The organism is Pantoea sp. LS15, from assembly GCF_012241585.1.
Taxonomy (GTDB): Bacteria; Pseudomonadota; Gammaproteobacteria; order Enterobacterales; family Enterobacteriaceae; genus Enterobacter.
In genome coordinates this window covers 404-25,472 of sequence record NZ_JAAVXA010000003.1, presented here as the reverse complement: position 1 = coordinate 25,472, position 25,069 = coordinate 404, and the positions used below count along the sequence as shown (strand labels likewise).

The window sequence follows — 25,069 nt, the reverse complement described above, 5'->3', positions numbered from 1 at the left end:
GGTTATCCTTCCTGCTCAATGCGGGTTAACACCTCGCGCAATACGGGTCCGTATTCGTATTTTCCCGGACAAACATAGGTACAAAGCGCCAGATCTTCTTCGTCCAGCTCCAGGCAACCTAATGCCTGCGCGCTGTCGGTATCTCCGGCGAGCAGATCGCGCAACAGCATGGTCGGCAGAATATCCAGTGGCATGACGCGTTCGTAGTTGCCAATGGGTACCATCGCGCGCTCTCCACCATTCGTGCTGGTCGAGAAATTAAAGAGTTTATGACGCAGGAAGTGCCCAAGCGTTGTTCGGGTCACGGAATACTTATCGGCTCCCGGAAGAACCCAGCCGAACAGCTCTTTCTCGCGTCCTTCCTGCACAATGCTGACCTGCAGATGAAAACGCCCCAGATAAGCGTGCGCATTCACGGCATGACGGCCACTGAGCACCGAGCCGGAGATCAGGCGGTTTTCACCCTCTTTTATTTCCCCCACCAGCAGTTCATTAATGTCTGCGCCCAGCAGCGTTTTCACCAGACGCGGGTTGGCCGCTTGCGGCCCGCCGATGGCGATCACTCGTTCAGCGCTGAGTTCACCCGTGGTAAACAGCTTACCGATGGCAATGACGTCCTGATAATTCAGGTGCCAGACCTGTTTCGTCAGGCTCACGGGCTCAAGAAAGTGAATATGCGTCCCGACCAGACCCGCGGGATGTGGGCCAGCAAACTCATTAAATGTCACCTGCCCCTGCGGGTGCCCACCGAGCTTACCGCCACCAGACTGACAGACATGGACCTTCCCTGACGTCAGGCGGGTTAAAATGGTCAGCCCGGCATCAAAGGCTTTTCGCTGAGCCAGAATAACCGGTTGCGGGTCTGCGCTGAGCGGGTTGGTGTCGATTGCCGTAACAAAAATAGCGGCCGGTTCCGTACCCGGAACAGGTGATTTACTGAAGGGACGCGTGCGAAGCGCGGTCCATAAACCGGACGCCAGAAGCTGAGCCTGAACAGCGTCACGGCTTAGCGATGCGAGGTCTGCGGCGTCGTAATGAGCAAATTCACACTGCTCATCGCCTTCAATGCGGATAACCACCGACTGCAGAATACGGCGTTCACCGCGATTGATCGCCACCACGGTGCCACTTGCGGGTGCCGTGAACATGACGCCAGGATTTTTTTTGTCCTCAAAGAGCACCTGGCCTTTGATAACACGATCGCCTTCCTGTACCAGCATAGAAGGACGCATTCCCAGATAGTCGTCGCCCAAAATGGCGACATGACGAACACTTGCGCCTGTCGAAACGTGCTGCACTGGCACGCCTGCAATCGGCAGTTCAAGTCCTTTTTTGATTTTAAACATGTGGTTAGCAGGTTTCCATGAACAACAATCCAGAAGAGGTGGAGTGTACCATTTTCGCCTTTTGTCGGGGACGAAATCCGCGTTTGCTTGCGCCAAAGTGCGAGGTATTACGCAAAGTTCCTGGCGCAAACGTGATTGTGATGGTTTATAAAGTAAAACTAATTTGTAAACTCACCGCCCGGCTCTTGCGAAAATCTCTGGCGGTGCTAATGTGAGCGCTCCTAACAGAATAATCTGATTTCGGGTCTCTTTTGCCGTCCTGGCAAGTTGGTCATAGTTTTATCAAGGAACTAGTAGTATGCGTAAAATCGCATTGTTCATTGCGATGCTTCTGATGCCGTGCATGTCGTTTGCCGGACTGCTCAGCAGTAACAGCTCAACGACGCCGATCAGCAAAGAATATAAACAGCAGTTAATGGGATCGCCGGTTTATATTCAGATCTTCAAGGAAGAGCGCACTCTCGATCTGTTTGTAAAAATGGGCGAGACTTATCAGCTGCTTGATAGCTACAAAATTTGTAACTACTCCGGCGGGCTGGGGCCAAAACAGCGTCAGGGCGATTTCAAAAGTCCGGAAGGGTTTTACAGCGTTCAGCGTAACCAGCTCAAACCTGACAGCCGCTTCTATAAAGCCATTAACATCGGCTTCCCGAATGCCTATGACCGTGCTCACGGTTATGAAGGTAAATACCTGATGATCCACGGTGCCTGCGTGTCTATCGGCTGTTATGCGATGACCGATTCCGGCATTGATGAGATTTTCCAGTTCGTGACGGGTGCGCTGGTCTTTGGGCAACCTAACGTTCAGGTCAGCATCTATCCGTTCCGCATGACCGATGCCAACATGGCACGCCACAAGTACTCTTACTACGCGGATTTCTGGAAACAACTGAAACCCGGTTACGACTACTTTGAGCAGACCCACAAGCCGCCGGTGGTCTCTATCGTAGATGGCCGTTACGTGGTCAGCAAACCGCTGAGCCACGAAGTCGTCCATCCACAGCTGGCGTCAAATTACACGGTCCCCGAGACAAAATAGCACCCACTCGCCTGGCATAATCTTTTGCCAGGTTTCGTTGCCCGTCAGCGGCTGCGTTGCAATGACAGTGACCACATCGTTCGGTGTGGTCTCCTTCTGAAAGTCTATCTCCACATCCTGATCGAGCAACGTCGCAACGCCAAACGGTGCACGACGGGTGATCCAGAACAGATTTGTCGAGCAGAACGCCATCACATAACGCCCGTCAGAGAGCAGCATGTTAAACACGCCTTTTTCGCGTAATTCCGACGCCAGCGTCGCGATGTATTTAAACACGGCGGTCATGTTACCGGGCGTGCGGGGATAGCGCTCCGTCAGCTTGTGCAGTAACCAGCAGAAGGCTTTCTCGCTGTCGGTTTCGCCGACCGGGCGGAAATTGCCCGTCTCCAGTGACTTATAGCCCGTAAGTTGACCGTTGTGCGCATAGGTCCAGTTACGGCCCCACAGTTCCCGGGTAAACGGATGGGTATTTTCCAGAGCCACTTCGCCGCGGTTTGCCTGGCGGATGTGGGCAATCACCGAACAGGATTTAATAGGATAGTCCTGCACCAGTTTAGCTATCGGTGAGTTAAAGCTGGGTTGTGGATCTTTGAACGTGCGACACCCTTTGCCTTCGTAAAAAGTGATGCCCCAGCCGTCTTTATGCGGCCCGGTTCCTCCACCACGCTGAACCAGCCCGGTGAAACTAAAGCAGATATCGGTTGGCACATTGGCGCTCATCCCGAGCAATTCGCACATACATCACCTCCACAACAGCGGGGGCAATTCAGCCCCCAGCGAAGTCTTACTTAACCATCTCTTTTTCGATCAGCTGGATCAGGATATGGATCACTTTGATGTGAATTTCCTGAATACGGTCAGCATAGCCGAAGTGCGGAACACGGATTTCAACATCCGCCATACCGTCCATCTTACCGCCATCTTTACCGGTCAGGGTGATGACTTTCATCCCTTTTTCGCGCGCGGCAGCGATCGCTTTGATCACGTTACCGGAGTTACCAGAGGTAGAGATACCCAGCAGCACGTCGCCTTCACGACCGACCGCTTCAACGTAGCGGGAGAAAATGTGGTCGTAACCAAAGTCGTTACCTACGCAGGAGATGTGGCTCGCGTCGGAAATCGCAATTGCCGGGTAGCCCGGACGGTTTTCGCGATAACGCCCGGTCAGCTCTTCTGCGAAATGCATGGCGTCGCAGTGGGAGCCACCGTTACCGCAAGAGAGCACTTTGCCCCCGGCTTTGAAACTGTCGGCCAGCAGGACCGCCGCGCGCTGAATAGCGTGAATATTGGCATCATCTTTCAGAAAGTTAGCCAGCGTTTCCGCCGCTTCGTTCAGTTCGTTACGAATAAGATCCTGGTACATGAGGATAATCCTTCAGTATTGATGAAATAACACAGTGGAGTGTACCGGATAGCGGGAAAAGCGAGAAGCTAAAGCCATACGAATCGCCCGGCGTTTTGCGTTTTCGTGCCCGTTAAGACACGAACAATGTGAACCAGGTTGTAATTATTTTGTAAACACATTGCTAAAGGAAATAACATCAACTACAACCATATCATCACAAGTGGTCAGACCTCCTACAAGCAAGGGAGCTTTTCTTTATGATGATTTTGAGCATTCTCGCAACCGTTGTTCTGCTCGGTGTGTTGTTCTATCACCGTGTAAGTTTATTCCTGAGCAGCCTGATTCTTCTGGCCTGGACGGCTGCGCTTGGCGTCGCAGGTCTCTGGAATATCTGGCTTTTAGTCCCTCTTGCCATCATTCTTCTGCCGTTTAACTTTGCCCCGATGCGTAAATCCATGATCTCTGCACCGGTGTTCAAAGGTTTCCGCAAAGTGATGCCGCCAATGTCGCGTACTGAAAAAGAAGCGATTGATGCCGGCACGACCTGGTGGGAAGGCGACCTGTTCCAGGGCAACCCGGACTGGAAAAAGCTGCATAACTACCCGCAGCCACGTCTGACTGCTGAAGAACAGGCCTTTATTGACGGCCCCGTGGAAGAAGCGTGCCGTATGGCAAATGACTTCGCCATCACCCATGAAATGGCCGATCTGCCGCCAGAGCTGTGGGCATACCTGAAAGAACATCGCTTCTTCGCGATGATCATCAAGAAAGAGTACGGTGGTCTGGAATTCTCCGCTTACGCTCAGGCTCGTGTCCTGCAAAAACTGGCTGGCGTCTCTGGGATCCTGGCCATCACTGTCGGCGTACCTAACTCCTTAGGCCCGGGCGAACTGCTGCAGCATTACGGTACGGAAGAGCAGAAAGATCACTACCTGCCGCGTCTGGCACGCGGTCTGGAAATCCCTTGCTTCGCGCTGACCAGCCCGGAAGCAGGCTCCGATGCGGGCGCGATCCCGGATACCGGCGTGGTTTGCATGGGTGAGTGGCAGGGCGAGCAGGTTCTCGGTATGCGTCTGACCTGGAACAAGCGCTATATCACTCTGGCGCCTATTGCCACCGTGCTGGGTCTGGCGTTTAAACTCTCTGATCCGGAAAAACTGCTGGGCAACGAAGAAGATCTGGGCATTACCTGTGCACTGATCCCAACCTCGACCCCAGGCGTTGAAATTGGTCGTCGTCACTTCCCGCTGAACGTACCGTTCCAGAACGGTCCAACGCGCGGCCAGGATATCTTTGTACCGATTGATTACATCATCGGTGGTCCGAAAATGGCCGGTCAGGGCTGGCGCATGCTGGTGGAATGTCTGTCTGTAGGTCGCGGTATTACCCTGCCGTCAAACTCCACCGGTGGTCTGAAATCTGTGGCGATGGGAATTGGTGCGTACGCTCACATCCGCCGTCAGTTCAAAATCTCCATCGGCAAAATGGAAGGTATTGAAGAGCCGCTGGCACGTATCGCGGGTAATGCCTATGTGATGGATGCTGCCGCCTCCCTGATTACCTACGGCATTATGCTGGGCGAGAAACCAGCCGTACTGTCCGCGATTGTGAAGTACCACTGTACCCACCGTGCGCAGCAGTCGATCATTGATGCGATGGATATCGCGGGCGGTAAAGGCATTATGCTCGGTGAAGGCAACTTCCTCGCCCGTGGTTATCAGGGTGCGCCTATCGCGATCACCGTTGAAGGGGCGAATATTCTGACCCGCAGCATGATGATCTTCGGTCAGGGTGCCATTCGCTGCCATCCATACGTGCTGGAAGAGATGGCCGCTGCGCAGAACAACGACGTAGATGCCTTCGATAAGCTGCTGTTCAAACATATCGGTCATGTGGGTAGCAATAAGATGCGCAGCTTCTGGCTCGGTCTGACCAATGGCCGTACCAGCGCTACGCCAACCGGTGATGCGACGAAACGTTACTATCAACAGCTGAACCGTCTGAGCGCTAACCTGGCTCTGCTGTCTGACGTTTCTATGGCGGTGTTGGGTGGTAGCCTGAAGCGTCGCGAACGTATCTCTGCTCGTCTGGGAGATGTGCTGAGTCAGGTGTTCCTGGCCTCTGCGGTCCTGAAGCGCTACGACGATGAAGGTCGTCAGGAAGCGGATCTGCCGCTGGTCCACTGGGGCGTACAGGATGCGATGTATCAGGCAGAACAGGCTATTGACGATTTGCTGGCGAACTTCCCGAACCGTTTTGTGGCTGGGGCCCTGCGCGTGGTGATCTTCCCGACCGGTCGTCATCACCAGGCACCATCCGACAAGCTGGATCACAAAGTAGCGAAGATCCTGCAGGTCCCGAGCGCAACCCGTTCACGTATCGGTCGTGGTCAGTATCTGGCTCCAACCCCGCATAACCCGGTGGGTCTGCTGGAAGAGGCGCTGCTGGACGTGATGGCTGCCGATCCAATTCACCAGAAGATCTGCAAACAGCTGGGCAAAAACCTGCCGTTTACCCGTCTGGACGAACTGGCAAAACAGGCTCTGGCCGGTGGCATTATCAATAAAGATGAAGCTGCCCTGCTGGTGAAAGCTGAAGAGAGCCGTCTGCGCAGTATTAACGTGGATGATTTCGAACCGGACGAGCTGGCGACGCAGCCGGTAAAGTTGCCGGAGAAACACCGCAAATCTGAAGCTGCGTAACGCGTTTCGCTTGCACGAACCCCGCCCTGCGCGGGGTTTTTTATTGCCACATTTTCTCGTTATGTCGTGCTACAGTGTCAAAAAGTGGTCGTTTGAGGAGTCTGAATTGTGCCTGGTCTGAAGATTTCGATTTTGCAGCAACCGTTAGTGTGGATGGATGGCCCCGCCAACCTGCGTCACTTTGATCGTCAACTGGAAGGTATTACCGGGCGTGATGTGATTGTCCTGCCGGAGATGTTCACCACCGGCTTCGCGATGGAAGCGGCTAAACAGTCGATGCCGCAGGAAGAGGTGGTTGCCTGGATGCATGCCAAAGCGCAGCAGACCAACGCGCTGATTGCGGGCAGCGCCGCTCTGCAAACTGAGCGCGGGCCGGTGAACCGCTTCCTGCTGGTAGAGCCAGAAGGGAAAGTGCATTTTTACGACAAACGCCATCTGTTCCGTATGGCGGATGAACATCATCACTATGAAGCCGGAAATGAGCGCGTGGTGTTCGAATGGCGCGGCTGGCGTATTCTGCCGCTGGTCTGCTATGACCTACGCTTCCCGGTGTGGTCACGCAACAGCAACGATTACGACGTAGCACTGTATGTAGCCAACTGGCCTGCGCCACGCTCCCTGCACTGGCAGTCGCTGCTGGTGGCTCGCGCGATTGAAAACCAGGCATACGTGGTGGGCTGTAACCGTGTGGGGACTGACGGTAACGGGCATCACTACCGTGGCGACAGCCGGGTGGTGAACCCGCAGGGCGAGATTATTGCCACCGCAGAGCCGCATCAGGCGACGCGCATTGATGCGGAGCTGTCGTTGACGGCGTTGCAGGAGTACCGGGAGAAGTTTCCGGCTTGGCAGGATGCGGATCCGTTTAGCATTGGCTGAAATTTTCCCCCTCACCCCGCCCCTCTCCCAAAGGGAGAGGGGGGATAAAACATTAACTCACCAGCGCCTGCCCGTCTTTTCGGCTTTCCGTCGCGGCCACGTAGTGCCCTTCCGGCAGACGGTAAATCACCTGCGCACCGCCGAAGTTGTAATTCTGAAGCGGATCTTCCACCACGATCTGATGTCCGCGCTCGCGCAGCGCGGCAATCGTATTGCGATCGAACGTCGACTCAACGATCACCTCCCTGCCCTGCACCACGCGCCAGCGCGGGGCATCAATTGCCGCCTGCGGGTTTTGCCCGTGCAGCATGATGCGTAACGCCATTTGCATGTGCCCCTGCGCCTGCATTGGCCCGCCCATCACGCCGAAAGACATCAGCGGTTTTCCGTTACCGTCCATCGCAAAGCCAGGAATAATGGTGTGGAACGGACGTTTGCCACCCGCCAGCGCGTTCGGGTGATTCGGATCCAGTGAAAAACCACAGCCCCGGTTTTGCAGGCTGATCCCCGTGTCCGGCACCACAATCCCGGATCCAAAGCCCATATAGTTGGACTGAATAAACGAGACCATCATCCCGCTGGCGTCAGCGGTGCTGATGTAGACCGTGCCGCTCTGCGTCGGGGAACCGTAGACAAAATCAGAGGCATTATCCTGATCGATCAACGCAGCCCGCGATTTCAGATAGCTATCGCTCAGCAGCGCTTTGGCAGCGAATTCCATGTGTTCTTCATCCGCCACGTAGCGATCAAGATCGGCCAGCGCCAGCTTCATCGCCTCGATGGAGAGATGCAGAGACTGCACGGAATCCGGGTGATATTTCTCAATGCCGCACTGTTCCAGAATGCCGAGCGCAATCAGCGTGGCGATCCCCTGGCCGTTAGGTGGAAGCTCCTGCACCGAACCGCCCGCAAAATCGCACGACAACAGTTCAACCCAGTCTACGCGATGGTTTGCCAGATCGTCGGCAGTAAGATGTGCGCCATGTTCTTTGGCAAAAGCGGCAATTTTCTGCGCCAGCTCGCCACGATAAAACGCTTCGCCATTGGTTTTGGCAATCAGCTCCAGTGAGTTTGCCTGCGCCGGGTTACGGAAGATTTCCCCCACGCGCGGTGCACGGCCTTCCGGGGCGAAGCAGGCGCTAAAGCCCGGCTGATCTTTCAGCTTGTTATAGCCGCGTTGCCACAGATGACCAATCAGCGGGGAGACCGGGAAACCGTTGCGCGCGTAATCAATGGCAGGCTGTGCCAGCGTGGTCAGTGGTAGTGTGCCGAAGCGTTCCGCCAGTGCGACCCAGCCGGATACCGCACCCGGTACTGTCACTGCATCCCAGCCAATTTCCGGTACCGCAGTTTTGCCAGCGAACAGATCGGCATGCCAGCTGGCAGGTGAGCGACCCGATGCATTAAGACCGTGGAGCTTTTCTCCATCCCAGACAATGGCAAAGGCATCGCTACCAATACCATTCCCGGTGGGCTCGACCACCGTTAGCGCTATCGCCGTAGCAACGGCCGCATCAACGGCGTTACCACCCAGCTGCAGCATCTTCATGCCCGCCTGAGCCGCCAGCGGCTGCGAGGTCGCAACAGCGTTATACCCCATCATCGGTGGGCGTCGTGAATCATAACCGGAAGTGAAATCAAGCGCTTTGGTCATCATGACTCCTTAGTCGTGGCGCGGATCGAGCGCATCGCGCAGCCCGTCGCCGAGTAAATTAAAGCCCTGCACGGCAAGGAAAATCGCCACGCCGGGGAATACCGACATCCACGGAGCCTGCTCCAGGAAACCTTTCGCCGTATTGAGCATCGAGCCCCATGACGGATTTGGCGGTTGCTGTCCCAATCCCAAAAATGACAGGCTGGCTTCAGCGATAATCGCCGAGGCAATCGCCAGCGTAGCCTGCACCAGGATTGGCGACATCACATTCGGCAGGACGTATTTGATGATGATCCAGCGGTCCGGCAGGCCGATCGCCCGAGCGCCGTCGATGTACTCTTCATTGCGAATCGCGATCACCTGCCCACGTGTCAGCCGGGCGAAGATTGGCATCGCCGAGAGACCAATGGCGATCATTGCATTCGTCAGGCTTGGGCCTAAAAATGCCCCCAGCGCGATCGCCATGATCAGGAACGGACAGGCCAGCAGCGCTTCGATAAAGCGCGAAATCACCCCATCCCACATTTTCTGGAAGTAACCCGCCACCAGCCCCAGCGGCACACCGATGACAACGGCAATCACCACCGACATACAGCCTGCCATCAGCGAGGTGCGTGCTCCCCAGATAATGCGGGATAAAATATCGCGCCCCAGTTCGTCGGTGCCGAACCAGTACATCGCCGACGGTGCTTTGCGCACCGCCAGGAAGTTGGCTTTGACCGGATCAAACGGCGCAATCCACGGCGCCAGCAGCGCGAGCAATACAAAGAAGCCCACAATCACCGCACCAATCACCGCACTTTTGTTCGCGAGGAATTTTTTCAGCACCCGGTTTTGCGCACGCGGCAGTGCAGGCACAACGGTTTGAGTCGTCAGTTCTGCCATCATTAACCTCGCATTTTCGGGTTGATAAGAACGTAGAGCACATCGGCCAACAGGTTGAGCATCAGGAAGCCGATCGCCACAATCAGCACCACGCCCTGCACCACCGCGTAGTCACGGTTAAACACCGAATCGACGATCATTTTGCCGAAACCCGGAATAGTGAAGACCTGCTCGGTCAGCACCGCACCACCCAGTAACTCGCCAAACAGCAGCGTGGTGAGAGTGATCACCGGCACCAGTGCATTGCGAAACGCATGCTTTAAGATCACCGCTTTTGGCAGCAGCCCCTTAGCCCGCGCGGTACGGATGTAATCGGCTTTCAGCACCGCAATCATCGACGCACGGGTATGGCGCATCAGCGTCGCCGCCAGGCCGGTTCCGAGCACGGACGCGGGCAGCAGCAACGTGCGCAGGTTCTGGAGCGGATCTTCACTGAACGGCACGTAGCCGGACGCGGGTAGCCATTGTAGATTCACCGAAAAGACCAGAATCAGCAGGATCCCCAGCCAGAAGTGCGGTATTGAGATCCCCGAGATCGCCACAAAGTTAGCCCCATGATCGACCCAGCTGTTTTTGTTTACCGCCGCGAGGATCCCCATGCTGATGCCAAACACCAGCGCAATGATCATCGCCAGCAGAGACAACTCCAGCGTCACCGGCAACTTACTGGCTATCAGCTGCGTCACCGGCTCGTGCGTGCGTAAGGAGACGCCCAGATCACCCTGTAGCGCGCGCGTCAGCCAGTTAAAATACTGCACGGGGATCGGCGCATCGAGGTTCAACTCCGCACGCAGTTGAGCGATGACCGCCGGATCGCGTTCCTCCCCGGCCATCGCAATCAGCGGGTCACCAGGCAGCAGCTTTTGCAAGCCAAAGACCATCATGCTCACCAACAGAAGCGTCGGGATGGCCAGCAGCAGACGTTTGCAAATCAGTTCCAGCATGGGTTCTCCTCAGGACGTTTATTTTGCCAGCGTCAAACCGGCCAGACGCACGATGCCGTCCGGGTAAGGTTTAAAGCCCTGTACGCTTTTGTTCAGGCCAAAAATACGCGGCTCAAAGTAGAGGTAGGCAATCGGCATATCGGTTTGCAGTTGCTTCACCACTTTCTCGTACAACGGCTGGCGTGCGGCCTGATCGGTGCTCTGACGCGCCTGAGTCAACCATTCATCTACCTGAGCATTACTGTAACGGCCGTCGTTTAAAGTGCCTTTGCTGTTAATGAAGCCAAAGATGCTGCCATCCGGATCGGGACGACCGGACCAGCCGGAGAAGCTCAGTTGATAGTCACCGCTCTGCTGGCGATCGAGCAGGGTGGCGAATTCAGTCATTTGCAGATTGAGGTTAAAGCCCGCCTCAGCGACCATCGCCTGCAGCACCTGACCGACCTGCTGCGATGTTGGGTTGTTCGGCACCAGCAAGTTTACGGTCAGGGGTGTTGCCACACCCGCTTCTTTTAACAGTGCTTTTGCTTTGTCGACATTGCGCGGTGGTACCGGCAGATTGACGTGATACGGACTCACCGTTGAAAACGCCTGGTTGGCTGGCGAATACAGCCCTTCAAAGACCACCTGGTTTAGCGCATCGCGGTCAATTGCCTGCGAGAACGCTTCACGCACCCGGGCGTCTTTGAACGGATCGTTCGCTGGCACCTTCCCGTTATTAATGTTGAAGGTAATGCCCTGATAACCCAGACCGGTGACCTTCGCCAGCGCCAGCTTGCTGTCAGCCTCCACAGTCTTCACGTCGCTGGCGGCAATGCCTTCCGTCAGATCGAGATCGCCTGCTCGCAGGTTCGCCAGACGCACGGAGGCATCCGGGATCGGCAGATAGATAATCTTGTCAAAGTGGTAAGCGCCTTTGTTCCAGTAGTTGTCGAAACGCGTCAGAACGATACGATCCTGAGAGACACGGCTGTCGAACTTATACGGGCCAGAACAGACCGGCTGCGCGGCAAAATCTGGTTTTTTCGCCGCTTCCGGGGCCATCATCGCCCCAGCACGGTCAGTAAGCTGCATCAGCAGTGCGGCATCGGGGGTTTTCAGGTGCAGAGCAATCTGCATCGGGCCAGTGACTTCAACGGACTCCACGGAGGAAATCTCGCTTTTACGCAGGGAGCCTTTTAAGGTCAGGGCACGGTCGAGGTTGTATTTTGCGGCGGCAGCATCGAATTTCTCACCGTCGTGGAAGGTGACGCCCTCGCGCAAATTCAGGGTGAGGGTTTTACCGTCGTCGCTCCACGCCCAGTCTTTAGCCAGACCGGGGACAACCTTCAGATTTTCATCCACGTCCACCAGCCTGTCGCACAGGGAGGCAAACACGAAGCGGCCATAATAAGTGCGCGCCAGATGCGGGTCGAGCATGTCCGGATCGGCCCCCAGACCAATTCGCAGCACACTTTCTGAATGGGCGGGCAGCGCCGCGCCAAGCAACATTACACTTCCCAGTACGGTCAAAAGAGAATTACGCATTGTCATTATCATGAGTTCCTTGAAGGAAGGGAGGAGTGAGATGCCGCGTGTTCAAACAGCGCGCGGCGGCGCAGAAAGGCAGCAGATGGCGGAGCAATCTGGATAACGCTGCGATCGCGGTTGATCTCCTGCCAGCGGTGACAGGAAATGTGACGCCCGCCATCCAGTACCTGATTTATCGGTTCAACCTGGCGGCATTCGTCGGTGACGTATGGGCAACGGGTGTGGAAGCGACAGCCGGACGGCGGGTTGGCCGGGTTCGGCAAATCCCCCTGTAGCAGCGGCGCGTCACGTTCAACACCTGGCTGCATCTGGGGCGCAGAGGCGATCAATGCCTGGGTATAAGGATGCAGCGGCGCATCAAAAATTTCGTCAACCGTCGCAAGCTCAACAATTTGCCCAAGATACATCACCGCCACGCGGTCGCTCATGTGGCGGATAACGCCCAGGCCGTGGGCGACAATCACCATCGTCAGCCCCAGTTGGTGCTTCAGGCTTTCGAGCAGGTTCACTACCTGCGCCTGCACCGAGACATCCAGCGCCGAGACGGGTTCGTCGCCCAACAGCAGTTTCGGCCCCGAAGCCAGCGCTCGTGCAATGCCAATACGCTGACGCTGTCCTCCCGAAAACTCATGTGGATAGCGCCCGGCCCAGGCGGCAGGGAGGCCAACGGTTTTAAGCAACTCGGCAACGCGGTACTGACGATCGACTTTTTTCATGTTCTGGTGCAACCACAGTGGTTCACCGACAATCTGCTCGACCGTCATACGCGGGTTCAGCGAAGCGAAGGGATCCTGGAAAATAATTTGCAGCTCGCGCCGGAGCTGATTCAGGCGTGCCCCCGATGCGTGGGTGATCTCCTCGCCCTGATAAAACACGCGCCCTTCGCTGGCGGCAAGTAAACACAGAAGCAGACGGCCCAAGGTGGATTTTCCGGAACCTGACTCCCCCACAATCGCCAGCGTTTCCCCCGGCATAACGGCAAGCGAAACGCGATCGACCGCCGTGACAAACCTCGCCGGGGTAAACAGTTTTTTCGGGCCGGGGAAGATCTTGCTCAGGTCACGGGCTTCGAGGATGGGCGTAGTCATGCAATTTCTCCCAGGGCAATGTGTTGCTCCAGCGGCACACGGAAACAGGCAACCTGATGACCCGCGCCGAGTGTATTGAGCGAAGGTTTTTCATCATGGCAGCGCGGCTGCGCAAACGGGCAACGGGTAGCGAAACGGCAGCCTTTCGGCATGGATTCTGGCAGTGGCACCGAGCCAGGAATGGTGGAAAGCTGCCCCTTACGTGCCCCAAGAGAAGGAATCGACCCCATCAGACCGATGGTGTACGGATGCTGCGGATCGGCAAAGATCGCCTCAACGCTTCCCTGCTCCACCACCTGACCGGCATACATCACCGCCACCTGCTGAGCGACTTCTGCCACCACGCCTAAATCGTGGGTGATCATCAACACCGCGGTACCCGTATCTGCTTTTAAGGTGTTGAGCAAGGCGAGGATTTGCGCCTGAATGGTGACATCCAACGCCGTGGTCGGCTCATCGGCAATCAGCAGTCTGGGATGGTTAATCAACGCCATGGCAATCATCACGCGCTGCCGCATACCACCGGAAAGCTGGTGGGGATATGCCTTGAGCCGCATCTCTGGCGCCGGGATCTGAACCTTTTCCAGAATTTTCAGCGCAACGTTCATCGCTTCTGTACGCGGCACGTTCTGATGGCGTATCACTGCTTCGCTGAGTTGATCGCCCAGCGTAAACGCCGGATTGAGCGAAGTCATCGGCTCCTGGAAAATCATCGCCAGTTCGCTACCACGCAGATCGGCGTATTCCCGTGGCGAAAGCTTGCGGAGATCATGACGGCGAAACTGCATCTCCCCGCTGACGATCTGCGCGCAGGAGGGGAGTAAACCCATTAACGCCAGTGAGGTGATACTTTTGCCGCAGCCAGACTCCCCCACCAGCGCCAGCGTTTCGCCCGCTTTAATCGTCAGTGAAATACCATCAAGTACGCTCACCGGCGAGCCGGCGAATTTAACGTTGAGATTATGCAAGTTCAGTACAGGCGCAGTGTCCTTAAACGGGATCGTCGTCATAGCGTGAAGTCGTCCTCAAGGTGGATCGCCTGAATCAGAGCGGTTTGCAGGCAAAGCAGATGCTCGCGCATGGCCGCCGCTGCTTCATTTGGCTGGCGATGGATAATCGCGGACATGATCTTGTGATGATGGTCGTTGTAACTATCGACACGTTCGGGTGTGCGGGCTAATTCACGCAGATGCTGCCAGCCCGGTTCACGTCTGACGGCATCAATGGCATCAAACAGACCGAGCATCAGGCGATTGCCCGCAGCCTCTGCAATCGCGCGGTGAAATGCGCTATCCCACAGTTCGTTGAGATCACGGTCATCCGGGTTGACCTTATCAATGCGTTCCAGCATGCGCTGCATCAGCGCGAGGTTTTCCCTGGTGGCACGCAGTGCCGCAAGCCGGGCAAGGCCGGGTTCGAGCTGCAGACGAGCTTCCATCACTTCCAGAAGGTTGGTTTGCTGAACCAATCCCTGAAGGGCCAGCGGTTCAACCGGGGCAGCCGGACCGATAAAGGTCCCTTTGCCCTGTTTACGCCAGATGCGCCCCTCTTCTTCCAGCACATCCAGCGCACGACGCACTTCACGTCGTCCTACGCCGAGAGTTTCCGATAGCTCACGTTCTGTGGGCAGCGGAGTGCCTGGTGTTGACTCGTGCTGGTTGATTAGCCCGCGCAGTTGTTCAAGCGCGGTGCTGGAATTTGCCAGAAACCGTGACGGTTTTTCCATATTGGTTCGCTCGCTTTCATCATTACTTTATTTTTATTAACGATAAGTTATTGATATGGAATGAAGCTTATCGTGCTAATGATTAAGCAATAACCAAACCAATATTCAATTGGTTCAGGTAGTTTTTGGAAAGCGAGTGATAAGAGGATGATTTTTCGTGATTTATATTTACAAAGTGACACATTCCGTCAGACGCCAGAAGAGACGACGGGAGGTTAAATGCACACTATCAGTGCAAATAACGCACTAATGTTGTGCATATGTTAATTAATTGCACCACTAAAATTAACTTTTTGTTAATAAAAGAAAGGAAGGAAATTCAGAGAATATAAACGACGAAGGCCTGAATCATTTCTGATTCAGGCCTTCTTAATAGTGGCGGAACGGACGGGACTCGAACCCGCGACCCCCTGCGTGACAGGCAGGTATTCTAACCGACTGAACTACCGCTCCACTGTTCCCGTTTGGGGAACGAGGCGCATATTACGGTGTGCCTCTGATCTCGTCAACGCTTTTTCTCACGTTTTGAATCGTTTGCTGCAAAAATCGCCCAAACGATGATTTTACAAGCATTCCGGCGCTTTTCAGGCGCGCCACATACAACTTCCACCTTTTTTCAGCACCAGATCGAGTCGGGATTCGTGATTAAGCAGCTCTTCATCACTGGCTAAAACAACCCGCAACCGGCTTGCCTGGCGGACAACACGCTGAATTCCCGCCTCACCCTGCGTCTGCTGAGATTCATTTTCCATGCTGAACTTCATTGACGTCTGTCCACCGGTCATCGTCAGATAGACATCGGCCAGGATCTGGGCATCGAGTAATGCCCCGTGCAGCGTTCGCTTAGTATTGTCTATTTCGTAGCGGGAACAGAGTGCATCAAGGCTGTTACGCTTGCCGGGGAACATTTTCCTCGCCAGCGCCAGGCTGTCTGTTACCTTACAGAAGGTGTTTGTCTTCGGGATATCACGATTAAGCTTACTGAATTCATAATCCATAAAGCCGATATCAAACGAGGCGTTATGGATGACAAGTTCGGCACCCTTGATGTATTCCAGGAACTCGTCAGCGACATCCGCAAAAGTCGGCTTATCCAGCAAGAACTCATCGGCAATACCGTGAACGCCAAACGCTTCTGGATCCACCAGCCGATCAGGTTTGAGGTAGACGTGGAAGTTGTTCCCCGTAAGACGACGGTTCACCACTTCAACGGCACCGATCTCGATAATCTTGTGCCCTTCGTAGTGCGCGCCGATCTGGTTCATACCGGTGGTTTCGGTATCGAGGACAATCTGGCGAGTAATTGCAGTGCTCATAGCGGTCATTTATGTCAGACTTATCGTTTAACTGAACGTTTCAATTACAGGAAGTCTACCAGAGATGCGTAAACAGGTAGAAATTTTCACCGATGGATCTTGTCTCGGCAACCCAGGGCCTGGCGGCTATGGCGCGATTATGCGCTATCGCCAGCACGAAAAAACTTTTAGCGAAGGCTATTTTCTGACCACCAACAACCGAATGGAGTTGATGGCGGCCATAGTGGCACTGGAGGCGTTAAAAGAGCATTGTGACGTGGTGTTAAGCACCGATAGCCAGTACGTGCGTCAGGGGATAACCCAGTGGATCCATAACTGGAAAAAACGCGGCTGGAAGACCGCTGATAAGAAGCCGGTCAAGAATGTTGATCTCTGGAAACGTCTTGATGCGGCGCTGGGCCAGCACGAGATTAAATGGGAGTGGGTAAAAGGCCACGCCGGTCACCCGGAAAACGAACGCTGCGACGAGCTGGCGCGTGCAGCCGCATCAAACCCTGCGCATGAAGATACAGGGTATCAACCCGAATCCTGATTCGTTTTTTTGTACTGCCGCGTTGCACCAACAGTCTGACGGATATGCGTTTTCGTTTTGCTCTGCTTCATTGGATTAAGCGTAAGAGGGATAGTGCGCTTACGCGCAACGATGAACTGCATACAGCCTAAAGCGGGCAAATGCGTGCTCAACAGTACACCTCCCTGCCGCGCCCAGGGGAGCACCTGAAAACCGCCGTAGCAGAGCACCTCAAAGTTTAGCAGTGAAAGCCAGTCGAGCTGGCGCATCATCGTGAACATCCGGCTGTTGTAAGGTGGAGTCTTGCGTAGTACTGGTACCAGCTTGCGCAGACCCATCAAACTCAGAGGATTAAACCCGCTGAGTACCAGCCAGCCATCATCAATCAAAACACGGTCGGCTTCACGCAGCAAGCGATGGGGATCACTACACCAGGGCAGTGTATGGGCAAGCAGACACGCATCAACGGACTTTTCCGCAAATGGCAGATGCAATGGGTCTGCTTTCACCTGAACCGGCGATCCGCCGAGTGAGACATTGACCTGATGTGAGATAGCGCAGCTTTCGGTATTGATTTCCGCGCTGAGATTGCCAATCTTAAGCAGGTGAAAACCATACATTTTCGCAAGCCAGGGCTTCAGTTGTTGCTCTAAGGCCTCGCGATAATATTCACCCCAGGGCAATTCCGCCCAACGTTCCGGTGCTGCGACAGTCTGAGGTATCCTTGCCGGTTTCATCAAAACACCCGCCACGCTATAAGAGGTAATATATGAATCTTATCAGTATTCCTGCTTTTGAGGACAATTACATCTGGGTTTTGGTTGACGATGATCGTCGATGCGTCATTGTTGATCCCGGAGAAGCCGCCCCTGTATTACGTGCAATAAAAGAGAATAACTGGCAGCCAGAAGCCATTCTCTTGACGCATCACCATCACGATCACACAGGCGGCGTTCCCGAGCTGCGGGTCCATTTTCCCCATCTTGTGGTTTACGGACCGGCAGAGACACAAAATAAGGGAACAACCCGGGTAGTCAAAGAAGGCGAAAAGATCCTCATACATCAGTGGGAATTTTCCGTATTTGCCACACCAGGTCACACTTTGGGACATCTGTGTTTCTACAGCAAACCTTATCTTTTTTGTGGCGACACACTGTTCTCTGGAGGCTGCGGAAGACTTTTCGAAGGCACAGCAACCCAGATGTACCAGTCATTACAGAAAATTAATGCCCTACCCGATGAAACGCTCATTTGTTGCGCACATGAATATACATTAGGAAATATGAAGTTTTCCGTTAACATCTTACCCGAGGATCGCGCGATTCAGGATTATTATCACAAAGTGAAGGAGTTACATGTAAAAAACCAAAATACACTCCCCGTAACTCTGAAAAATGAGCGCAAGATTAATTTATTTTTACGAACAGATGATATTGATTTAATTAATAAAATTAACCAAGAAACAAATTTGCAACAACCAGAGCAGCGATTTGCATGGTTAAGGTCAAAGAAAGATAACTTCAGATAATTGCGGGTTGCCTTTTCAAAATTTCGCCGTTATTATCGCTCGTCTTTTAAGCAACTATTGACACACACATGAAGGCAAAAGCGATATTACTCGCCTCTGTCCTGCTTGTAGGTTGCCAGTCGCAGAACGGCAGCAACGTACAACAGCACGCACAGAGCCTTTCTGCAGCTGGTCAAGGGGAAGCAGGGAAGTTTACAAGTTCGGCGCGATGGATGGACGATGGAACATCATTCGCGCAGGATCAAGACTTGTGGACCTCTATTGGCGACGAGCTAAAGATGGGAATTCCGGAAAACAGCCGGATTCGCGAACAGAAACAGAAGTACTTAAGAAATAAGAGCTATCTCCACGATGTAACGTTACGGGCAGAGCCGTATATGTACTGGATAGCCGGGCAAGTTAAGAAACGTAACATGCCTATGGAGCTGGTACTCCTACCCATAGTGGAGAGCGCTTTTGACCCACACGCAACGTCTGGCGCCAATGCCGCAGGCATTTGGCAGATCATTCCGAGCACCGGGCGAAACTATGGTCTGAAACAGACTCGCAGCTATGATGCGCGTCGTGATGTTGTCGCTTCAACGACAGCCGCTCTCGACATGATGCAACGTCTGAACAAGATGTTTGACGGCGACTGGTTGTTAACGGTCGCAGCGTACAATAGCGGCGAAGGTCGTGTACTGAAGGCAATGAAAGCGAATAAAGCACGGGGTAAATCCACCGATTTTTGGTCGCTCTCACTGCCACAGGAAACAAAGATTTACGTACCGAAGATGCTGGCATTGAGCGATATTCTCAAGAACAGCAAGCGTTACGGTGTACAACTGCCAACACCAGACGAAAGTCGTGCACTGGCGCGCGTTCGCCTCAGCAACCCAGTTGATATTCAACAGGTTGCTGATATGACGGGTATGTCGGTAAGTAAATTGAAAACCTTTAATGCTGGCGTTAAAGGCTCAACGCTGGGGGCGAGTGGCCCGCAGTACGTAATGGTTCCGCAGAAACATGCCGAACAGCTACGTGAGTCTTTAGCTTCTGGTGAAATTGCAGCCGTCCAGTCAACGCTGATCGCGGACGCTTCATCAGTCAACAGCCGCAGTTATAAGGTTCGTTCAGGTGATACGCTTTCGGGCATTGCATCACGTCTTGGCGTGACAGCAAACGATCTGCAGCAGTGGAATAACCTGCGCAGTTCAGGTCTTAAAGTGGGTCAGACTCTGACGGTGGGTGCAGGTAGCAGCGCGCAGCGTCTCGCCAGCAACAGCGATAGCATTACCTATCGCGTGCGTAAAGGCGATTCACTGTCCAGTATCGCAAAACGACACGGTGTGAACATCAAAGATGTGATGCGCTGGAATAATGATACTGACAATCTGAAACCAGGCGACCAGTTGACGCTGTTTGTGAAGAACAGCGCCACGCCAGACTCCTGAGAACACGATGGAAAGATAAAAAGGCACCGATTCCCCTCGGTGCCTTTTTGTTTATCCCACTTTTTGCGCTTCAGCCATGATGGTATCGCTGGTAAACGAACCATCCTCCTGTAATTCAAAGTAAGCCTTCACCTCTGCGGAGGCACTCTGCTGATACAACCGAATAGCGTGACTTAATGCGTCCGGAGTGCGCATACGGGCGATCCATGAGCTGAATTCCAGCGGTAAGCGATCGGTTATTAATGAGCGAGAAATCAACCCCGCCTCGGTAATGAGCGATAACCACTCTCCACTGGAGTAGTTTTGCACATGCGAGGTATCGCGCAATGCTTCCACTGTTTGCAGCCAGATGTTGCGTACCGGGTGTCCCGGAGACATCACATCCATAATGATAAAAACACCACCCGGCTTCAGGACACGTTTTACTTCACGTAATGCCTGGCCAACATCATGCCAGTGATGTGCGGAATAACGGCTGATAACCACCTCAAAAGATGCATCATCAAAAGGTAAGGATTCGGCATAACCCTGGCGCGTATCAATATTGTTCAACCCTTTTACCTTCGCCGCCTCTGCAACAACCGCCAGCATCTGGCTGGATAAGTCGTACGCGGTGACATGAGCGACCTGTTGTGCAGCCGTAAAACTGGCATGCCCTGCCCCACAGCCTAAATCCAGCACATGCGCCTGCGGGAACGCAGCAAGACGTTCACCGAGACGCACCAAATCGCGGCCAGAAGCATGTACGGCGCTGCTCAGATACGCATTTGCCTGAGAGCCAAACTGTTTTTCTACGTTGTCATGATGGGTGTGTGTTGTTGTCATCGTACTGTCCTTTGTTGGTAAAAAATAAAGGGCAGCACCCGAACAGGCCTGCCCCACGGCAGACCTGACTCACCATGTTTAATCAGGTTTGCCGGGACTGAATTCCACTAGTAGAGGATTGTGATCGGAGGCGCGCGTCACCAGAACGGAGGCGTCATGCACGCTCAAACCGCGATAGAAGACAAAATCGAGAGGACGACCAAAGGCTTTCTTGCGTTGGTCATCGCTAAAACGAACTTCACGCAACGACATCTCGCGCGCAAAGCGATACAGGGCATTCATGCGCGGGCGACTCCAGGCATTGAAATCGCCTGCCATGATGATAGGTCCGCTGTGATGAGCAATCTGATCGCCAATTGGAAGTAACTGCTTACTATACACATCCACGCCCAGGCTGAAGTTTACCGCATGGATATTCACGACCATCAGCATTCGGGTGTCCGGCAACGGGTAGACCGTTACCAGCGCCGATTTCGCCAGACGAAGGATGGGCTCACGTTCGCGCAGTGGACAGCAATAGACCGGATGCGCAGAAGAGAGAGTCATCACACCTGAGGGATGTTGCGGCAGAACAAACGCGGGAACCTGATCGGCGGCAAGATAGTTTGTGGTGGCAAACCGCACCAGTTCAGGGGTGGTTTGCGCCTCCTGGAGCAGAACCAGATGGGCATCTTTGCCAAAATTCTTGAGTACCGATAACCATTCCGCACGTTGCTGCTTAAAAATATTCCACACCAGCACCCGAATTTTTTCATCACTGCTTAACGGGGTTCCGGCAGGTAAAGCCTGGCTTATGCTCGCAAACGACCCCGGAGGCAAGATCCTCTCCGCTGGCATTCCGGCAACATAACGCATGGCATAGGTATTTTTTCGCACTTTTGGAAACAGCCTCTGTAACATGAACCAGCCCTGAAAACGGACTGGTTCTAATGTTATAGGGACTTTAGGTTACACTTTCAACGCAATTTCTGAGAAACCGCTTTCCAGTTTTGTAAGCAAGCACTTACTGATGTTAGCCCAATGCTACCCGAGCTGGTCTATCAAGGCGTCCACTCAGACCAATCAACAGGAAGGCGACAAGCACGATCGCAGCACCAATCCATGGCGTTTGCGCCAGCCCGAAGTGTTCAACCGTCTGCCCGCCCACAATGGAGCCAATAGCAATGCCGATATTAAAAGCGGCAATGTTCAGGCCGGATGCTACATCCACCGCGTTCGGCGTATACAGTTCTGCTTTCTGTACCACATAAACCTGAAGGCCCGGCACGTTACCGAAGGCAAAGATCCCCATGACCAGGACCGTGGCCAGTGCGGCGTATTGCATTGATGCAGTGAACTGGAACACCAGCAGCAAAACAACCAGTGCTGCAAAGATGAATTTGAGAGCGGGAACCGCACCATGTTTATCTGCCAGTTTGCCGCCCCAGATGTTACCTATTGCGACGGAGATGCCGTAGCCAAGCAAAATCCAGCTCACCGCATTCGGGGAGAAGCCTGCAAGATCCTGCATCATCGGCGCCAGGAAAGTAAAAGCAGTGAATACACCACCATAGCCCAGTGCGGTCACGGCATAAATGATCAACAGGCGCGGATGCGTCAGAACCTTTAGCTGATCGCGCAGACTGGCGCTTGCACGACCAGGTATATTCGATGGCACAAGCAGAAGACTGGCTACCAGAGCAATCACACCCAGTAAAGAAACTGCCAGGAAGGTTTCACGCCAGCCGAAGTGTTGGCCGATAAATGTCCCCAGCGGTACGCCTGTAACAAGCGCGACAGTCAGTCCACCAAACATAATCGCAATGGCTGATGCCGCTTTCTCTTTGGGTACCAGACTTGTGGCAATGGTAGAACCAATTGAGAAAAAGACACCATGAGCAAGGCCGGTCAGCAGGCGGGCAATCACCAGTGTGGTGTAATCCGGGGATTGCCAGGCCAGAACGTTACCCGCGGTGAACAACACCATTAGCGCCACCAACAGTTGCTTGCGAGGGAATCGTCCGGTGAGTGCCGTCAATACAGGCGCACCGACAGCAACACCCAGTGCATAAATAGATACCAGCAGTCCGGCAGATGGCAGCGAAATCGCTAGCTGGTCGGCGATGGTAGGAACCAGTCCTACGATAACAAATTCGGTCGTGCCAATTGCAAAGGCACTGATCGTAAGGGCAAGTAGCGCCAGTGGCATAAAATACTCCGTCTCTTCAGGATTAAGATGACAAAGAGTATGCGCCAGTGCTTAAATAACAAAAATGGTCAAAATATCAATAGAATTTTGCAGGTGGTGCAACAATGAAAGCAACATCGGAAGAGCTGGCAATCTTTGTCGCCGTCGTCGAAAGTGGCAGTTTTAGCCGTGCGGCTGAACAGTTAGGACAGGCTAACTCGGCCATTAGCCGCTCGGTGAAAAAGCTGGAGATGAAACTTGGAGTCAGTCTGCTCAACCGAACGACTCGGCAGCTCAGCCTGACGGAAGAAGGAGAGCGTTATTTCCGCCGCGTGCAATCCATCCTGCAAGAAATGGCCGCTGCCGAGACGGAGATTATGGAAACCCGTAGCACACCACGTGGATTACTGCGCATTGATGCAGCAACACCGGTTGTGCTTCATTTTCTGATGCCGCTGATCAAACCTTTCCGCGAACGCTATCCGGAGATGACACTCTCTCTGGTCTCCTCAGAGACGTTTATCAATCTTATCGAACGGAAAGTGGATGTGGCTATCCGGGCGGGAACCCTCACAGATTCAAGCCTGCGTGCCCGCCCACTGTTTGCCAGCTACCGCAAAATTATCGCGTCACCGCAGTATATTGCAGAGCATGGCAAACCTGAGACAGTTGAAGAGTTAAAGCAGCATCTGTGTCTGGGCTTCACGGAGCCTGTGTCGCTGAACACCTGGCCTGTGGCTTGTCATGATGGTCAGTTGCATGAAATCGCTTGTGGGTTGTCGTCCAACAGTGGGGAAACGCTAAAGCAGTTGTGTCTCGAAGGGAATGGAATCGCTTGCTTGTCTGACTATATGATTGATAAGGAGATTGCGCGTGGCGAACTGGTGGAACTGATGGCAGATAAACGTCTGCCGGTCGAAATGCCATTTAGTGCGGTATATTACAGCGACAGAGCGGTGAGTACGCGCATTCGTGCCTTTATCGACTTTCTGAGCGAGCATATAAAAACAGCTCCCAAAGGAGCTGTGTGAGGGTTTCAGGATACAAAGGGTGGGGTCAAACTTAATCCCAGTGAGGGGCTAACCCTTCCGGGCTGACCAGGCGATCGTTGCAATCCAGTGCGGCGATTGCTTTTTTGTCTTCGTCGTCGAGCTGGAGATCCCGTGCTAACAGGTTACTGGCCAGGTTTTCACGTTTGGTTGAAGAAGGGATAACGGCATAACCTTCCCCCATTGCCCACGCCAGGATGACCTGCGCTGCAGTCACATCATGTTTTGCTGCGATGCGTGCAATCACTTCATCTTTCAATGCTTTGCCATAAGCCAGCGTCATATAAGACGTAATATGAATGCCATGCTGTTTTGCCCAGTCAACCACTTTGCGGTTTTGCAGATAAGGTGATAGTTCAATCTGGTTAGTCGCAATATTTTCTGCGCCAACGGCCGCAATTGCTTTTTCCATCAGCGGAATAGTGAAGTTAGAAATACCAATTTCACGGGTTAAGCCCTGCTTTTTCGCTTCCAGCAATGCCTGCATGAATTCTTCCACTGAAACAGCATCATTCGGTGAAGGCCAGTGGATCAGCGTCAGATCGACGTAATCAGTACGCAGTTTTTTCAGGCTCTCTTTCAGGCTGGGGATCAGCTTGTCTTTGCTGAGATTCTCAATCCAGATTTTCGTGGTGATAAACAGTTCATTACGCGGTACACCACTCTCTTCGATAGCCTGACCAACAGCAGCTTCATTTTCATAAATTTGTGCCGTATCGACGGTGCGATAGCCAAGTTCAAGAGCAGTTTTTACAGATGCGATAACAACGTCGTCTTTCAGGCGGAAAGTGCCGAGACCAAATGCAGGGATAGTCATAATATTCCTCAATCGTTATGTTCGTAGACTGAGGACGATTATCGCTGGCGGGGTTATAGAGAAAAAGATCGCAAAATGCAGAGGATTTTTGCTGATTTAGCAATAATTAAACGTCAGATAAGAAAAAAGCCCTGAGCGTTAACTCAGGGCTTTTAATAAGTGGCGGAACGGACGGGACTCGAACCCGCGACCCCCTGCGTGACAGGCAGGTATTCTAACCGACTGAACTACCGCTCCACCGAAGACTGCTGTAACCACCGGATTTATGCACCGGCTTACTACTTA

At 53.7% G+C, this 25,069-nt stretch carries 23 protein-coding genes and 2 tRNA genes; 7 read left to right on the top strand and 18 right to left on the bottom strand.

What is annotated here, in order from left to right:
- Positions 1-2 precede the first annotated feature (2 nt).
- Positions 3-1,346, bottom strand: a complete 1,344-nt coding sequence (locus HED65_RS05995) for a Na(+)-translocating NADH-quinone reductase subunit A (RefSeq protein WP_114977839.1) — start codon at positions 1,344-1,346, stop codon at positions 3-5.
- 298 nt (positions 1,347-1,644) lie between these two features.
- Here HED65_RS05995 and dpaA point away from each other — a divergent pair, with 298 nt between their 5' ends.
- On the top strand, positions 1,645-2,385 hold the full coding sequence (gene dpaA / locus HED65_RS05990; protein ID WP_114977838.1) for a peptidoglycan meso-diaminopimelic acid protein amidase: 741 nt from the start codon (positions 1,645-1,647) through the stop codon (positions 2,383-2,385).
- Here dpaA and HED65_RS05985 read toward each other — a convergent pair.
- Both HED65_RS05985 and lpcA read right to left on the bottom strand, forming a co-directional pair.
- The gene (locus HED65_RS05985) at positions 2,356-3,123 is read right to left on the bottom strand and encodes a class II glutamine amidotransferase (RefSeq protein ID WP_114977837.1); all 768 of its coding nucleotides are present in this window, start codon (positions 3,121-3,123) and stop codon (positions 2,356-2,358) included. The two genes, dpaA and HED65_RS05985, sit on opposite strands and share 30 nt — an antisense overlap.
- Before the next feature lie 46 nt (positions 3,124-3,169).
- Positions 3,170-3,748, bottom strand: coding sequence for a D-sedoheptulose 7-phosphate isomerase (gene lpcA, locus HED65_RS05980; RefSeq protein ID WP_114977836.1), 579 nt, complete (start codon positions 3,746-3,748; stop codon positions 3,170-3,172).
- A gap of 239 nt (positions 3,749-3,987) precedes the next feature.
- Here lpcA and fadE point away from each other — a divergent pair, with 239 nt between their 5' ends.
- Both fadE and HED65_RS05970 read left to right on the top strand, forming a co-directional pair.
- A complete protein-coding gene (gene fadE / locus HED65_RS05975) occupies positions 3,988-6,432 on the top strand; it encodes an acyl-CoA dehydrogenase FadE (RefSeq protein ID WP_114977835.1) in 2,445 nt (814 codons plus the stop codon).
- Between the two features lie 108 nt (positions 6,433-6,540).
- Positions 6,541-7,311, top strand: coding sequence for an amidohydrolase (locus tag HED65_RS05970; protein ID WP_114977834.1), 771 nt, complete (start codon positions 6,541-6,543; stop codon positions 7,309-7,311).
- A gap of 52 nt (positions 7,312-7,363) precedes the next feature.
- Here HED65_RS05970 and HED65_RS05965 read toward each other — a convergent pair whose 3' ends face one another.
- The 9 genes from HED65_RS05965 to dnaQ all read right to left on the bottom strand — a co-directional run bounded on the left by HED65_RS05965 (position 7,364) and on the right by dnaQ (position 16,454).
- On the bottom strand, positions 7,364-8,965 hold the full coding sequence (locus HED65_RS05965; protein ID WP_114977833.1) for a gamma-glutamyltransferase family protein: 1,602 nt from the start codon (positions 8,963-8,965) through the stop codon (positions 7,364-7,366).
- Between the two features lie 9 nt (positions 8,966-8,974).
- Positions 8,975-9,850, bottom strand: coding sequence for an ABC transporter permease (locus tag HED65_RS05960; RefSeq protein ID WP_114978088.1), 876 nt, complete (start codon positions 9,848-9,850; stop codon positions 8,975-8,977).
- Positions 9,851-9,852: 2 nt separating this feature from the next.
- Positions 9,853-10,794, bottom strand: coding sequence for an ABC transporter permease (locus HED65_RS05955; protein WP_028017733.1), 942 nt, complete (start codon positions 10,792-10,794; stop codon positions 9,853-9,855).
- Positions 10,795-10,812: 18 nt separating this feature from the next.
- Complete coding sequence (locus HED65_RS05950) at positions 10,813-12,327, bottom strand: ABC transporter substrate-binding protein (protein ID WP_189338742.1); 1,515 nt, start codon at positions 12,325-12,327, stop codon at positions 10,813-10,815.
- A 2-nt stretch (positions 12,328-12,329) separates the two neighbouring features.
- The gene (locus HED65_RS05945) at positions 12,330-13,412 is read right to left on the bottom strand and encodes an ABC transporter ATP-binding protein (RefSeq protein WP_114977832.1); all 1,083 of its coding nucleotides are present in this window, start codon (positions 13,410-13,412) and stop codon (positions 12,330-12,332) included.
- Positions 13,409-14,422 carry an ABC transporter ATP-binding protein gene (locus HED65_RS05940; protein ID WP_114977831.1) on the bottom strand — a complete coding sequence of 338 codons (1,014 nt, stop codon included), beginning with the start codon at positions 14,420-14,422 and terminating at the stop codon, positions 13,409-13,411. Before HED65_RS05940 ends, HED65_RS05945 begins: the two co-directional genes overlap by 4 nt.
- On the bottom strand, positions 14,419-15,138 hold the full coding sequence (locus HED65_RS05935; RefSeq protein ID WP_114977830.1) for a FadR/GntR family transcriptional regulator: 720 nt from the start codon (positions 15,136-15,138) through the stop codon (positions 14,419-14,421). Before HED65_RS05935 ends, HED65_RS05940 begins: the two co-directional genes overlap by 4 nt.
- 376 nt (positions 15,139-15,514) lie before the next feature.
- Positions 15,515-15,591 (bottom strand) — tRNA-Asp (locus HED65_RS05930).
- A gap of 131 nt (positions 15,592-15,722) precedes the next feature.
- Positions 15,723-16,454 carry a DNA polymerase III subunit epsilon gene (dnaQ, locus tag HED65_RS05925; RefSeq protein ID WP_207220708.1) on the bottom strand — a complete coding sequence of 244 codons (732 nt, stop codon included), beginning with the start codon at positions 16,452-16,454 and terminating at the stop codon, positions 15,723-15,725.
- A 64-nt stretch (positions 16,455-16,518) separates the two neighbouring features.
- Between dnaQ and rnhA the strand changes: the two genes are divergently transcribed.
- Positions 16,519-16,986, top strand: a complete 468-nt coding sequence (gene rnhA, locus HED65_RS05920) for a ribonuclease HI (RefSeq protein WP_014882660.1) — start codon at positions 16,519-16,521, stop codon at positions 16,984-16,986.
- Here the strand turns inward: rnhA and HED65_RS05915 are convergent.
- Positions 16,971-17,702: a class I SAM-dependent methyltransferase gene (locus HED65_RS05915; protein ID WP_114978086.1), complete on the bottom strand. Its 732-nt coding sequence runs from the start codon at positions 17,700-17,702 to the stop codon at positions 16,971-16,973. The genes rnhA and HED65_RS05915 overlap by 16 nt on opposite strands.
- Before the next feature lie 32 nt (positions 17,703-17,734).
- Here HED65_RS05915 and gloB point away from each other — a divergent pair, with 32 nt between their 5' ends.
- Both gloB and mltD read left to right on the top strand, forming a co-directional pair.
- A complete protein-coding gene (gene gloB / locus HED65_RS05910; protein ID WP_114977828.1) occupies positions 17,735-18,493 on the top strand; it encodes a hydroxyacylglutathione hydrolase in 759 nt (252 codons plus the stop codon).
- Between the two features lie 68 nt (positions 18,494-18,561).
- Positions 18,562-19,926 carry a murein transglycosylase D gene (mltD, locus tag HED65_RS05905; RefSeq protein ID WP_114977827.1) on the top strand — a complete coding sequence of 455 codons (1,365 nt, stop codon included), beginning with the start codon at positions 18,562-18,564 and terminating at the stop codon, positions 19,924-19,926.
- A gap of 51 nt (positions 19,927-19,977) precedes the next feature.
- On the opposite strand, the gene HED65_RS05900 is transcribed toward mltD, so the two are convergent.
- The 3 genes from HED65_RS05900 to HED65_RS05890 all read right to left on the bottom strand — a co-directional run bounded on the left by HED65_RS05900 (position 19,978) and on the right by HED65_RS05890 (position 22,939).
- Entirely contained in the window at positions 19,978-20,751 is a 774-nt protein-coding gene (locus HED65_RS05900; protein WP_114977826.1) for a class I SAM-dependent methyltransferase, read from the bottom strand.
- Positions 20,752-20,829: 78 nt separating this feature from the next.
- Positions 20,830-21,627 carry an endonuclease/exonuclease/phosphatase family protein gene (locus tag HED65_RS05895; RefSeq protein WP_114978085.1) on the bottom strand — a complete coding sequence of 266 codons (798 nt, stop codon included), beginning with the start codon at positions 21,625-21,627 and terminating at the stop codon, positions 20,830-20,832.
- Between the two features lie 136 nt (positions 21,628-21,763).
- Positions 21,764-22,939: an MFS transporter gene (locus tag HED65_RS05890; protein ID WP_114977825.1), complete on the bottom strand. Its 1,176-nt coding sequence runs from the start codon at positions 22,937-22,939 to the stop codon at positions 21,764-21,766.
- A gap of 104 nt (positions 22,940-23,043) precedes the next feature.
- On the opposite strand from HED65_RS05890, the gene yafC reads away from it, so the two are divergent.
- A complete protein-coding gene (gene yafC / locus HED65_RS05885) occupies positions 23,044-23,949 on the top strand; it encodes a DNA-binding transcriptional regulator YafC (RefSeq protein ID WP_114977824.1) in 906 nt (301 codons plus the stop codon).
- A 31-nt stretch (positions 23,950-23,980) separates the two neighbouring features.
- Here yafC and dkgB read toward each other — a convergent pair whose 3' ends face one another.
- Positions 23,981-24,784 carry a 2,5-didehydrogluconate reductase DkgB gene (gene dkgB / locus HED65_RS05880; RefSeq protein WP_114977823.1) on the bottom strand — a complete coding sequence of 268 codons (804 nt, stop codon included), beginning with the start codon at positions 24,782-24,784 and terminating at the stop codon, positions 23,981-23,983.
- 160 nt (positions 24,785-24,944) lie between these two features.
- A tRNA-Asp gene (locus HED65_RS05875) sits at positions 24,945-25,021 on the bottom strand.
- Positions 25,022-25,069 lie beyond the last annotated feature (48 nt).

Bases quoted from the DNA above. Each gene is read 5' to 3' on its own strand.
- HED65_RS05890 (WP_114977825.1), bottom strand. From the start codon at position 22,939: ATGCCACTGGCGCTACTTGCCCTTACGATCAGTGCCTTTGCAATTGGC.
- dnaQ (WP_207220708.1), bottom strand. From the start codon at position 16,454: ATGAGCACTGCAATTACTCGCCAGATTGTCCTCGATACCGAAACCACC.
- rnhA (WP_014882660.1), top strand. From the start codon at position 16,519: ATGCGTAAACAGGTAGAAATTTTCACCGATGGATCTTGTCTCGGCAAC.
- mltD (WP_114977827.1), top strand. From the start codon at position 18,562: ATGAAGGCAAAAGCGATATTACTCGCCTCTGTCCTGCTTGTAGGTTGC.
- yafC (WP_114977824.1), top strand. From the start codon at position 23,044: ATGAAAGCAACATCGGAAGAGCTGGCAATCTTTGTCGCCGTCGTCGAA.
- HED65_RS05945 (WP_114977832.1), bottom strand. From the start codon at position 13,412: ATGACTACGCCCATCCTCGAAGCCCGTGACCTGAGCAAGATCTTCCCC.
- HED65_RS05915 (WP_114978086.1), bottom strand. From the start codon at position 17,702: ATGAAACCGGCAAGGATACCTCAGACTGTCGCAGCACCGGAACGTTGG.
- HED65_RS05985 (WP_114977837.1), bottom strand. From the start codon at position 3,123: ATGTGCGAATTGCTCGGGATGAGCGCCAATGTGCCAACCGATATCTGC.
- dkgB (WP_114977823.1), bottom strand. From the start codon at position 24,784: ATGACTATCCCTGCATTTGGTCTCGGCACTTTCCGCCTGAAAGACGAC.
- lpcA (WP_114977836.1), bottom strand. From the start codon at position 3,748: ATGTACCAGGATCTTATTCGTAACGAACTGAACGAAGCGGCGGAAACG.
- fadE (WP_114977835.1), top strand. From the start codon at position 3,988: ATGATGATTTTGAGCATTCTCGCAACCGTTGTTCTGCTCGGTGTGTTG.
- HED65_RS05965 (WP_114977833.1), bottom strand. From the start codon at position 8,965: ATGACCAAAGCGCTTGATTTCACTTCCGGTTATGATTCACGACGCCCA.
- HED65_RS05995 (WP_114977839.1), bottom strand. From the start codon at position 1,346: ATGTTTAAAATCAAAAAAGGACTTGAACTGCCGATTGCAGGCGTGCCA.
- HED65_RS05935 (WP_114977830.1), bottom strand. From the start codon at position 15,138: ATGGAAAAACCGTCACGGTTTCTGGCAAATTCCAGCACCGCGCTTGAA.
- dpaA (WP_114977838.1), top strand. From the start codon at position 1,645: ATGCGTAAAATCGCATTGTTCATTGCGATGCTTCTGATGCCGTGCATG.
- HED65_RS05960 (WP_114978088.1), bottom strand. From the start codon at position 9,850: ATGGCAGAACTGACGACTCAAACCGTTGTGCCTGCACTGCCGCGTGCG.
- HED65_RS05900 (WP_114977826.1), bottom strand. From the start codon at position 20,751: ATGACAACAACACACACCCATCATGACAACGTAGAAAAACAGTTTGGC.
- gloB (WP_114977828.1), top strand. From the start codon at position 17,735: ATGAATCTTATCAGTATTCCTGCTTTTGAGGACAATTACATCTGGGTT.
- HED65_RS05955 (WP_028017733.1), bottom strand. From the start codon at position 10,794: ATGCTGGAACTGATTTGCAAACGTCTGCTGCTGGCCATCCCGACGCTT.
- HED65_RS05950 (WP_189338742.1), bottom strand. From the start codon at position 12,327: ATGACAATGCGTAATTCTCTTTTGACCGTACTGGGAAGTGTAATGTTG.
- HED65_RS05940 (WP_114977831.1), bottom strand. From the start codon at position 14,422: ATGACGACGATCCCGTTTAAGGACACTGCGCCTGTACTGAACTTGCAT.